This window comes from Xylocopilactobacillus apicola (assembly GCF_033095985.1).
Taxonomy (GTDB): Bacteria; Bacillota; Bacilli; order Lactobacillales; family Lactobacillaceae; genus Xylocopilactobacillus; species Xylocopilactobacillus apicola.
Window position 1 is genome coordinate 1332781 of sequence record NZ_AP026802.1, and the last position, 10795, is coordinate 1343575.

Sequence of the window (10795 nt, forward strand, 5' to 3'; positions counted from 1 at the left end):
TGTCTCTTGCCATAACTCTGGTTCTTGTTGAATTTCTCACGTGGTAATGGCTGCACCCTGTTCATTTGTTTTAAAAAGCATATTTTCTGCCATCATTATTTTTCTTTAGGTTGCTCCGTCTTATAAGAAAAATACACCGGATTAGAAACAGAAAAGGGTCACCTTCTTTCTTGCCCCTTTTTTACTAAGAGCTTTAGCCGATCAAGATTGGCGAACTGTCGCCAACTCAATCTTAAAAAGATCGTTAATCAAATATTTTCTCTAAGATCACTGATCGTTAAATCTGGTAATCTATCAAACGGCAAAAAACCGACTCCGTATATTGCTGGTTGCGATTTAACAAATCGAAGCCGTCTGATCTGCCAATAATCTCCAACAACTCCGTCAACATCTATATTTTTCTTAATCAAAGAAATAATGAGGACAACTTTATGGAGGCCTAGATTTGCTATGTGGTCAATCAATAGGATAGGGCAAATCCCTTTTCTGTGAAGGCGATAAATTAATCTATTGCCTCCAATTTTATCAACGCATGATCAATATCCGAATCTGTCACACCAAACTTATTCGTTAATTCGGCCCATGCAGGCAATGGCTCATCCGGTTTCTTAATTGTAATCTGGCTCCGCAAATAGATGAGCCTTGCTCTCGTTTTCGATCAAAATGATATAAATTGTATATAATTACTATTGTGATGCCATATTGTAAAAAAAAGACCAATCATTCGATTAGTCTTAATTGGTTACTACTCAACCGGTTCTCCTGCTTTTGGGCCAGCATCTAAATAAAAAATCCGTTCGATTTTTATTACTACAGCAGCTACAGGATGAGGCAAATGATTGCCAGCAGCGAATTCCTCTGCATCTTTAAAGATTTGATCGTCTTGATGAATTTCAGCAATTCCTTCAAAGCGAAAACCTTTGTACGCGTCATGGTCAACTACTGCAACTGCCACTTTCGGATTAGTCTGTACGTTTTTCCATGCTTGTTTGCCCGTATGTTCGTCATAAAGTAAATGTTGGTCGTCCAGAATACGCATTGAACCTTTGGGACCAATTTGAGGATTATTATCTCCATCAGTCGTCGACAAAAAGCTCAATTGATTTTTCAGCATTTCTTTCATGTCGGAAGTTAGTTTATTCATTTTTAATACCTCCTACTTCTGGTTCCATTCTACAACTTATCGAACAAAAATAAAACTCATAAAACTGTTTTCACAGAATTATGAGCTCTTCAACGGATCATATCGGCTATCGTCACTTCTGAAGCAGTTCCATATAGCGTCCATACCAAATATCAATAAATTCTTTGGAAAAAGGTCCCAATTGATGGTTAATCCAATACACTAAGACATTGACATTATATTTCAAAATTTCATCGATTGTTGCTGAATAATGCCACTTTCTTCTATTTTCCTCATATTCATCTAGATCGAGCAACCTTTTATCACCGTTTGCGAAAACCTTAACATCTAGATCGTAATCAATATATTTGAGTGCTTCTTGATCAATCAGATACGGCGAAGCCAAATTACAATAATATACGACCCCAGTTTCTCTAATCATCGCAATCACATTAAACCAATAATGTTTATGAAAATAAACGATCGCCGGTTCACGCGTAATCCAACGATGTTGATCAGATTCGGTCACCAAGGTACGGTTATTGCCACCAATGAGAATGTCTTCGCTAACTTTAAGAACCATTGACTCTTTCCAGGTTCGATGCAAACTTCCATTATGCTTAAAACTTTGGATAGCGATATAATCACCTTCTTTGGGTAATACCATTGAACGCAACCCACACTTTCAAGCTTTAATCCTAGCAAATTATATCATACTTATGATCGAAAAATCTGAACTTCTATCTAGCATTCAAAACTAAATCGATGTGCGAAATGCCATCTTCTAAATAAACCTCAGAAACTGGCCTAAATCCAAAACTTTGATAAAAATCCTGCAAATAACTTTGAGCTGCAATTTGGATTGGTTTCTTGGGATTAATCCGCTCGATCTCCTTTAAGACTGCCTCAATCAAAGCAACGGCTAAGTGTTGCCTGCGATATTCTTTAACCACCAAGACTCGACCAAAACTGATAAAATTCGGATCATCATGAGGAACAATGCGAGAATATGCTGCCATTTGGCCATTTTTTGTCAAAATAACGTGCTCGGCGACAGAATCCTTATGATCAACTTCCTGATAAGGACATTGCTGTTCAACCACAAACACTTTAATCCGTTCGTTTAATATTTCCAGCATTTGTTCAGCTGTTAATTCTTGTGTCCTTTTGATTTCGATCTTGATTTCTTTCATTTATTTAAATCTCATTGCATCAGTTTGGGACAAATAAACGTAAGAAGGATTTTTCGCCTTCTTAAAATCACTTTCACTCTGGTAAACCGTGACAATATACTTCCCGTTATATTCAAGATTATTTGAACAAAACATTTTCTTTTCTTCATTAATTAAAGTGGCTTGGTCATGATCCTTAACTAAGGCGTCATAAGCAGATTGATACATATATGCTCCGCTTTTGATCTTGATGTCACGTCGCATTTTGATCGTGTTGCCCGCAGTAAACCAATTAATCATCGCACCAGACATTTTTTTAAACATTAGATCACTTGGATGAGTCAAGCCGTCGCCAAAATCTTCTTCCCGCACATGATTAAATTCCTCGGTCGACTTGCGAGGATCAAAATAATAAACATCATTTTGTTGATAGACTTCTGCCAAAATATCTGCAACTCGGTTTAAAGTATAGCCTGTTTCCGTAATTTTTGAATGGTAGTCGCTCTTTTTCTTATCTGGTTCAGCTGCCAAGCCATCCCACGGCAAAATTCCATAAATTCGAGCGTTTTTGTTAATTTTCTTGATTTCTTCAAGATCATTAGTCAAATTTGTTTTGAGCTGATAATCGTGCATATTCGGGATCACAGTATCATTTCGTCCTGCCGCAATGATTACAATATCAGCTTTTTTAACATCTTTTTCATACTTTTGGATCGCATACAAAATATTTTGCCACGAGTAGCCAAAACCATGATTAACCATGATCCCAGAGCCTGGAATTGAACGATTGATTACCTTTTTGGCACCAAGATAATTCATCGAGCTTGGCAAATAACTATATTCACTAATCGTATTTCGGCGGGTCTCCCCGTAAGAAACTGAATCGCCAAAAATAACCACGGTTTGATTACGCATCGGGTTAACGCTGGTTTTTTCGTAGGTGCGAAGGGGGCGATGAAAATGCGCAGTAACTGTTACGGCAAAAATGAGCAAAAAGCTGCAAAGCAAAATTCTTGTAGCTAGCTGGAAAATAACAAATAATCCGCCTTTTTTCTTCATAGTCCCTCCTATTCTATTTATTATCACCTTTTTTCAAAAAATGGTTGATCAACATTTCAATAAAAATAATTAAAAGCTGCAACGATCTAAAAAAGAATTGATCAGTTCGCTTCGATAACCTCGTCGATATAAAGTTTGCTTAATTTTCTGTTTTCTTTCAAATGAAGGTAGCTTCTCATATTTTTGAATCAGGCGGGTTCCTTCTTTCTCAATGGCGACATCTTCCTCATTACTCAGTGCACTCAAATCAAATTCGCTACTAATTTGATTAATTAAATCTAGATTGTAACCCCAGCGAACTAACTTGAGCTTTTCTTTTTCAATAAATTTGCTGAGCGAACCTGTCAATTTTTTATTTTCAATCGTTTTAGCAAAATCACGACGAATTTTTTCTTCTTGCAAATTCTCGCTAAAATCAAGCAGCACGGTTTCAATCAAATCCGTCGGCAGCATTTTTTGTTGCATCTTCTGTTTAATTACTTTGGGACCGTAATGCGTAGTCTTAATCAACTCTTTTAAATAAAGTTCAGCAAAAAGTTGATCATTTAAGAAATTTTGCGCGCTCAGTCTATCAATTACTTCATCTATTGTAGAAAGAGAAATTTTGTTTTGCTTTAAAAGCTGCCGAATTTCTCCCGTCGATCTCATTGAATAGCTTAATTTATTAAGTGCTAAATTGTAGGCCTCCGAATTTTTTTGCTGGGCTGAAATCTTTTCAACAACTGAATTGGAAATCTCTCTTCCTTTAATCAGCTGAAACTCAATCAAAAGGTCATCATTAACCGTCAAAAAAAAATGATCATCTAAATAGAGATCATATTTTTTCTGATTTTGAACGATTTTGGTGATCATAGGCATTAAATTTTACCCATTGATTGGAGAAAATAAAGAACCAAAGCAATCACGTCTAGCGCAGCCGCCAGATAAAGATTGTAGCTGTCAATTTTTTTCAGATCATCACGTTCCAGATTGTACAATGAAACTGTTGAAGCTAAAATCATCACTAAAATCGGCATGTAAACATTCTTGTGTAAATTAAAACCAATGATGATAAAAATCACACATAATCCGACAACCAGCCACGAAAGCATTTTGATCAAGCTACTATTAGATTTTGAAATTTTTTTGTTTTTTTCAGTCATAAAAACCCTCTATTTGTTATATATTTAAATCATAGCATTTATTATGCTGAATTTTAATCATTACTAAAAAGAAAGAAGTAAAAATATGAAAATTTATTTTGCAAATGCCCTATTTACCGTGGCGGAACAAAATTTTAATGCTGAGCTCGCACAAAAAATTCGCTCAATTGATCCTAAAATCGATCTTTATTTGCCCCAAGAAAATCAAAGTATTAATGATAAAAATCTTTACGCCGATTCGAAAATGATCGCTTTGGGCGATACAGAAAACTTAACAAAGAGCGATTTAGTAGTCGCAATTCTTGACGGTGTGATTACTGATCCAGGAGTTGCAGCTGAAATCGGGGTCGCTTATGCCAACAAGATCCCGATTGTCGCACTTTATAGCGATTCTCGCCAATTAGGAGGCGCTAATCAGCAAAAAGTTGAAGCGTTAAATGAAATTGCTGAAAACCAATTTTTCTATGTAAACTTGTATGTCATTGGATTGATCAAATTAAACGGCACTGTAGTCCGCAACGAAGCTGATTTGTTGCAGGAAATTAAACAAAAAATTTAAATGTTACAACATTTCAACGGTGTTACACAGCTCTAAGTTAGATTACAAAAAGTTTTCGGTCTATCGTTTTTGATTGTTTTTAGGTAGACCTCGTTATAACCTATTCATGTTGAAAATGACAACAAAGGAGAAATCTTTGAAGGTTAACAAAACAATTATTTCATTAATCGCGCTAATGTCGGTCTCAGGTGTTAGTGCAACAACAATGACAGCATCTGAGACTAAGGTCCAGGCAGCTGTTGATCCAAACTATATCGACTATTCGGAACAAAGTGGTACTTTTTATGTAAATCTTCCTGGCTACTCAATTGCAGTTTACGAAGCACCAGCTAATTTACCAAAACCCACCGGTCAGTATTTAAAACATGGAACAGCTTGGAAAGTTTCCAAGCAAGCTTTAGTAAATGGTAAATGGTATTACGAAGTTGGAAAGAATCAATGGGTTCAGGCTGCTTACATGACTAGAACTCAACCAGATATTAATGCGATTTCTGGTTTGAGCGGTGCAATGTACGTTAACTACCAAAACGCATCGATTGCAGTTTATGAAGCACCAGCTAATTTACCAAAGTTAACTGGTCAATATATCCAACATGGAACAGCTTGGAAAGTTTTCCAAGAAGCAACAACGACTAACGGCAAGCATTTTATCAAAATTGGTGAAAATCAATGGGTGCAAGGTGACTACATGAGTTGGGAACAACCAGTAGTTCAATCTCCTGCTAGAACAATGGTCGCAACTGCTTATGATCCACGAGTTCTTGGAAATTATACTTTCGGTTATGACACCGTTGCTGCTAACTTAAGTGTTTTCCCACGTGGCACAAAATTGCAAATCACTTTCCAAGATGGCACAACTAAGAATTATGTAGTCCGTGACACAGGTGGATTTGCTTACAATAACCCTAATCAGCTTGATATTGCGATGCCAAATTCACAAGCACTACAATTTGGTCGTCAGACAATTACTGTAAGAGTTATCTCTTAATAAAAATTAGACCAACATCTTTGGGTGTTGGTTTTTTATTGCAAAAAAGAGGCTGTGACATAAGTTACAAAAATCGGTCATCCACGCGATTATAATCTAAGTTTAAAGAAAAACGCTGATGAAAAAACGAGATCAGGAACAATTTCGATTTCATCAGCGTTATTTTATTTTTGAGAGACAGTTATGTCACAGCCTCTTTTTATTTTAAATTGAGGATGCCATCGCACCTGAACCGTTGATATTTGCTGCCGTTAAAGCAATTAATTCCTCTCCAGTTGATACTTGCTCCTTTTCAACCCTTTCAACAGCTCCGTAAGACATTGTATTTGTAACTACTACCATCACCGTCGAATCATAGCCTGCTGATTGAATTTTTTGGTAATCAAACGTCCCTAATAAATCTCCAGCTTTAACTTTTTGTCTTTTTTCAACGTTTGAAGTAAAGTACTGGCCCTTTAAATTAACCGTATCAAGGCCTAAATGAATTAAGACTTCTGTTCCGTTATCGCCTGTAATCCCGTAAGCATGATGGGTTTCAAAAACCACCGTAACTACACCATCAATTGGGGCATAGACCTGATCATCGGTTGGAATAATTGCAGCGCCTTTACCCATAATTTCTGCGGAAAAAACCTGGTCTTTAACTTCTTTAAGAGATTCAACTTGTCCGCTAACCGGCGCTAATACAATGCTATCTTCCAGCTCACTTGAAGCTTCTTTCTCATCAGCTGAATCCCAATCCATGTTCCTTTTACCATAAATAACCGTGAGTGCAAAAGTAATCCCAAAACTAACCGCAATTCCTGTTAAGAAAGGAACCCAGTATTTGGTCGGAATCGAAATAAAACCAATTAATCCAGCCGATCCCATTGCGCTTGCTAACACGTGATTTAACCCAAGCCAAGCGCTCGCAATACCGGAACCAATCATAGCGCACACAAAAGGAAATTTTAATTTTAAGTTGACTGCAAAAATCGCTGGTTCAGTAATCCCCAGTAAAGCAGAGATTCCTGACGACGAGGTCAAGCCTTTTTCTTTTTCGCTTTTAGTCATGAAGAAAATCGCCAAACACGCTCCGGCTTGAGCAACATTTGCCATTGAAGCAATTGGAAAAATAAAACTCCCGCCGGTTTTAGCAATATTTGCTAATAATTGCGTTTCTACAACCGGGAAACTTTGATGTAGTCCAGTGATGACAATTGAAGAGTAAAAAGTCCCAAAAATTCCAGTCCCGATAAAACCGGTGGTGTTGTAAAGCCAAACTAGACCATTGGTTAATCCATCGGAAACCGCTCTTAAGATTGGTCCAACCACGATAAATGTTAAGAAACCCGTGATAACAATCGACAACATTGGCGTAAAAGTGAAATCAAGCGCGTCGGAAATGTGCCGGTGAAAAAACTTCTCAAGAGTTGCAAGAATGTAAGCAACCGCTAAAACGGGAATTACCTGTCCTTGATACCCAGCCTGTGCAACTTTAAACCCAAACAAATTCCAGTAAGCCATCTTTCCGGTAGACATCGCTACGGCAACACTGTACCCGTTAACTAGACTCGGCATTACCATAATCATGCCCATCGCAGCTCCCAGATACGGATTACCACCAAAACGCCGAGTAGCTGAAAAACCAATTAAGATCGGCAAGAAAGTAAAAGGTGCCGAAGCCATCAAATTGACCATCTCTGAAACGCCTTTAATTTGCGGATACATTTCAACGAGTGATTTCGCTGCAAAAAGATTTTCGGCGGTTAAAACGTTATTTAAGGCCATCAAAAGCCCACCAGCAACCAAAGCTGGCACAATTGGCACAAAAATATCAGATAATAATTTGATAAAAGCCATCAAGGGGTTAGTTTTTTGTCCATGACTCGCCGCTTCTTTCAAATCATCTGGTGTAACCTCTTTTAGACCGGTCTGTTTAATTAATTCAGCGTAAACATAATCAACTGCCCCTGGACCGATAATAACTTGAAACTGACCGTTTGTCTTAAAAGTTCCTTTTATATCAGGATCATTATCCAGAGCACTTTGGTTAATCTTTGATTCATCTTTAACTACCAAACGAAGCCGTGTTGCACAATGGGCCGCTGCTTGTAAATTATCGGCGCCAATCGCTGCAATCACGTCTTGGGCAACTTTTTTGTAATCCATTTTTATTTTCTCCTTTTTCGTGGATACCCTTACACCATGTTATATTATTTTAGAGAAATGTCAAACGTTTATCAATTATTTTCAAATTATAATTGAAATTCCCTTCTTTTATGATTATTATAATTGAAAATCGATTATCAATGGAGTAAACAATGATTACAAATTGGACTCGCAAATTGCGTTACAAAAAATACGATCAGTGGAGTGATGAGTACCTCAGGGAATTAAAAGAAATGGGTCAAAATTCGATTTGGCATTCTAAATATCATGTCGAGCCAGAATTTGGTCTCTTAAATGACCCAAACGGATTTTCTTTTTTTAATGGGCAATATCATTTGTTTTATCAGTACTATCCTTTTGGCGCAGTACATGGACTTAAATCATGGTATCACGTCACTTCAACTGATCTTATTCATTGGCACAATGAAGGAATTGCTTTAAAGCCGGACTCAAAATTTGATGAACAGGGAGTTTATTCTGGCTCAGCATTGTCAATCGATCAACAATTACTTTTACTATACACTGGAAACATTCGAACAACTGATAACAAGCGTTTTTCTTACCAAAATGCAGCATGGTTAAAAAAAGACGGCTCCATTCAAAAAGAGCCGTCCCCGTTGATCGAAAAACTTCCTGCCGGTTTCAGTAGTGAATTTCGCGATCCCCAGATTATAAAATGTAATGACCAATATCGAGTTCTGATCGGCGCGCAAACCTTACAAAATGAAGGAAAAATTGCGGTTTATGAAGGACATCATCTCCATCATCTAAAATACAAAGGATGTCTTCATTTTTCTGATCAACCGATGGGTTACATGGCGGAATGCCCTAATCTCATCATGATTGATCAACAACCGTTGCTAATTTTTTGTCCTCAAGGACTTGATCATCAAATTTTAAACTATCAAAATATTTACCCTAATTGCTATATCATCGGCAAAAATATGGATTGGGAAAATTTACAAATCAACGAAGCCGGTACTATCAACAATTTAGATGATGGATTTGATTTTTACGCGACGCAGGTTTTCGCAGCGCCTGATGGCCGGCAACTCGCGGTTAGTTGGATTAATCTGCCTGATTTGATTTATCCCAATGACGCGGACGGATGGACCGGCAGCCTTAGTCTTATTAAAGAATTGAGCATAAAAAACGGGTATCTATATCAATATCCAGTAAAAGAAACCAAAAAACTCCGCCATCAACAAATTCGACTTGATCAAATCCAAACCAAATCTTTTGAACTAGAAGCTCATATTTCAGCTAATCAATGCGGAGAAATTCAATTATTTAAAACGAAAACCACCTTTTTGGGGGTCGAAATTGATGCTCGTAATGGTATAGTTACAGTAGATCGATCCCAGAGCAGTTACCCTTTGGCGCAGCAATTTGGTCAAACGCGCCAATCTTTTGTGCCCGCCCACCAAGATATTCAAATAAATATTTTTGCTGATCAAACAATCTGTGAAATATTTATTAATGATGGCTATAAGGTTCAAACTTTGCGTTACTTTTCTGCCCCTGAAGCTACCAAGATTATAACGACAGAGGCAATTAACCGATGCAGGGTCTGGGAACTCAAAAAATGATTAAGAGGTTAATCAGTGACAAAACTTGCAGATGTCGCCAAAAAAGCGGGAGTTTCTCCTACCACCGTCTCACGAGTGATTAATAATTATGGCGCAATCAGCCAAAAAACCCGCAGCAAAGTACATGAAGCAATGAAAGAGCTAAATTATCAGCCCAATAGTTTAGCGCGCTCGCTTCAAGGGAAAAAGACTCAATTAATTGGCTTAATTTTCCCTTCAATCACTAACCCCTTTTATGCTGAATTAATTGCTACCATCGAAAATCAGCTTTTTAAAAATCATTACAAAGTTATTCTTTGTAATGCCGCTGATGATCCGCAAAAAGAACGTGACTACCTTAATATGCTGGTATCCAATCAAGTGGACGGAATTATCGTAGGAACTCACGCCAAAGGATTAAAGGAATACGGTGAAGTTAAACAGGCGATTGTTTCTTTTGACCGTTACCTCGCTGACTCAATTCCGATTATTGGAAGTGATAACTATCAAGGAGCTGCACTTGCTGCTACTGAATTAATTGCCAGTTCAGCAAAAAACATATATTTTCTCGGAAATGTTCATGCGGGACGCGATTTACAACCCACCGATCAAAGAGAAATTGCTTTTCGAAAAATTTTGTCTGACCATAATCTGGAACCCCACTTTCTTCCTTTAACAACTGATCTGTCAGTTAACATTAAACACATGATGATTAGAGATCTTCTGGCTAATAATCAAAAAATCGATGGGATTATGACCACCGATGATTTGACTGCGCTTCTTACAATTAATGTAGCACAAGAACTTAGCATTAATGTGCCTCAAAAGCTCCGAGTAGTAGGTTTTGACGGAACCAAATTTATTCAAGATTTTTATCCCGATTTGACCACCATCGCTCAGCCTATTCCAGACATTGCAGAGCTATTAATTACAACTTTATTTAAACAAATCGACGAGAAAGTTTCTTATCAAAATAAGCATTTTATCTTACCAAACAAACTAATTAAAGGCGGAACCACCCACTCCAATTAAA

12 protein-coding genes are annotated in these 10795 nt (G+C 37.4%); 4 read left to right on the forward strand and 8 right to left on the reverse strand.

Annotation, left to right across the window (positions count from 1 at the left end; all coding sequences use genetic code 11):
• Positions 1-248: 248 nt before the first annotated feature.
• From R8495_RS06635 to R8495_RS06665, 7 genes are all read right to left on the reverse strand, one after another.
• Entirely contained in the window at positions 249-464 is a 216-nt protein-coding gene (locus R8495_RS06635) for a hypothetical protein (protein ID WP_317634698.1), read from the reverse strand.
• A gap of 281 nt (positions 465-745) precedes the next feature.
• A complete protein-coding gene (locus R8495_RS06640) occupies positions 746-1144 on the reverse strand; it encodes a pyridoxamine 5'-phosphate oxidase family protein (RefSeq protein WP_317634699.1) in 399 nt (132 codons plus the stop codon).
• A gap of 112 nt (positions 1145-1256) precedes the next feature.
• Positions 1257-1790, reverse strand: coding sequence for a DUF402 domain-containing protein (locus R8495_RS06645; RefSeq protein WP_317634700.1), 534 nt, complete (start codon positions 1788-1790; stop codon positions 1257-1259).
• 73 nt (positions 1791-1863) lie between these two features.
• Positions 1864-2316: a GNAT family N-acetyltransferase gene (locus tag R8495_RS06650; RefSeq protein WP_317634701.1), complete on the reverse strand. Its 453-nt coding sequence runs from the start codon at positions 2314-2316 to the stop codon at positions 1864-1866.
• Positions 2317-3354, reverse strand: coding sequence for an SGNH/GDSL hydrolase family protein (locus R8495_RS06655; protein ID WP_317634702.1), 1038 nt, complete (start codon positions 3352-3354; stop codon positions 2317-2319). It abuts the gene before it with no gap.
• 69 nt (positions 3355-3423) lie between these two features.
• Positions 3424-4212 carry a RecX family transcriptional regulator gene (locus R8495_RS06660; protein WP_317634703.1) on the reverse strand — a complete coding sequence of 263 codons (789 nt, stop codon included), beginning with the start codon at positions 4210-4212 and terminating at the stop codon, positions 3424-3426.
• The gene (locus R8495_RS06665; protein ID WP_317634704.1) at positions 4212-4496 is read right to left on the reverse strand and encodes a hypothetical protein; all 285 of its coding nucleotides are present in this window, start codon (positions 4494-4496) and stop codon (positions 4212-4214) included. Before R8495_RS06665 ends, R8495_RS06660 begins: the two co-directional genes overlap by 1 nt.
• A gap of 85 nt (positions 4497-4581) precedes the next feature.
• On the opposite strand from R8495_RS06665, the gene R8495_RS06670 reads away from it, so the two are divergent.
• Positions 4582-5055, forward strand: coding sequence for a nucleoside 2-deoxyribosyltransferase (locus tag R8495_RS06670; protein WP_317634705.1), 474 nt, complete (start codon positions 4582-4584; stop codon positions 5053-5055).
• A gap of 136 nt (positions 5056-5191) precedes the next feature.
• The gene (locus R8495_RS11185; RefSeq protein ID WP_425613239.1) at positions 5192-6043 is read left to right on the forward strand and encodes an SLAP domain-containing protein; all 852 of its coding nucleotides are present in this window, start codon (positions 5192-5194) and stop codon (positions 6041-6043) included.
• Between the two features lie 204 nt (positions 6044-6247).
• Here the strand turns inward: R8495_RS11185 and R8495_RS06685 are convergent, their stop codons facing one another.
• On the reverse strand, positions 6248-8194 hold the full coding sequence (locus R8495_RS06685; RefSeq protein ID WP_317634706.1) for a sucrose-specific PTS transporter subunit IIBC: 1947 nt from the start codon (positions 8192-8194) through the stop codon (positions 6248-6250).
• 152 nt (positions 8195-8346) lie between these two features.
• Here R8495_RS06685 and R8495_RS06690 point away from each other — a divergent pair, with 152 nt between their 5' ends.
• Together R8495_RS06690 and R8495_RS06695 are read left to right on the forward strand one after the other, a co-directional pair.
• Positions 8347-9783 carry a sucrose-6-phosphate hydrolase gene (locus R8495_RS06690; protein ID WP_317634707.1) on the forward strand — a complete coding sequence of 479 codons (1437 nt, stop codon included), beginning with the start codon at positions 8347-8349 and terminating at the stop codon, positions 9781-9783.
• A gap of 15 nt (positions 9784-9798) precedes the next feature.
• Positions 9799-10794, forward strand: a complete 996-nt coding sequence (locus tag R8495_RS06695) for a LacI family DNA-binding transcriptional regulator (RefSeq protein WP_317634708.1) — start codon at positions 9799-9801, stop codon at positions 10792-10794.
• The last annotated feature ends 1 nt before the right edge of the window (position 10795 follow it).

What these genes read in the sequence shown, in the direction of transcription:
- R8495_RS06640 (WP_317634699.1), bottom strand. Translation starts at nt 1,144, where the DNA reads ATGAATAAACTAACTTCCGACATGAAAGAAATGCTGAAAAATCAATTG.
- R8495_RS06645 (WP_317634700.1), bottom strand. Translation starts at nt 1,790, where the DNA reads ATGGTATTACCCAAAGAAGGTGATTATATCGCTATCCAAAGTTTTAAG.
- R8495_RS06650 (WP_317634701.1), bottom strand. Translation starts at nt 2,316, where the DNA reads ATGAAAGAAATCAAGATCGAAATCAAAAGGACACAAGAATTAACAGCT.
- R8495_RS06655 (WP_317634702.1), bottom strand. Translation starts at nt 3,354, where the DNA reads ATGAAGAAAAAAGGCGGATTATTTGTTATTTTCCAGCTAGCTACAAGA.
- R8495_RS06660 (WP_317634703.1), bottom strand. Translation starts at nt 4,212, where the DNA reads ATGCCTATGATCACCAAAATCGTTCAAAATCAGAAAAAATATGATCTC.
- R8495_RS06665 (WP_317634704.1), bottom strand. Translation starts at nt 4,496, where the DNA reads ATGACTGAAAAAAACAAAAAAATTTCAAAATCTAATAGTAGCTTGATC.
- R8495_RS06670 (WP_317634705.1), top strand. Translation starts at nt 4,582, where the DNA reads ATGAAAATTTATTTTGCAAATGCCCTATTTACCGTGGCGGAACAAAAT.
- R8495_RS06685 (WP_317634706.1), bottom strand. Translation starts at nt 8,194, where the DNA reads ATGGATTACAAAAAAGTTGCCCAAGACGTGATTGCAGCGATTGGCGCC.
- R8495_RS06690 (WP_317634707.1), top strand. Translation starts at nt 8,347, where the DNA reads ATGATTACAAATTGGACTCGCAAATTGCGTTACAAAAAATACGATCAG.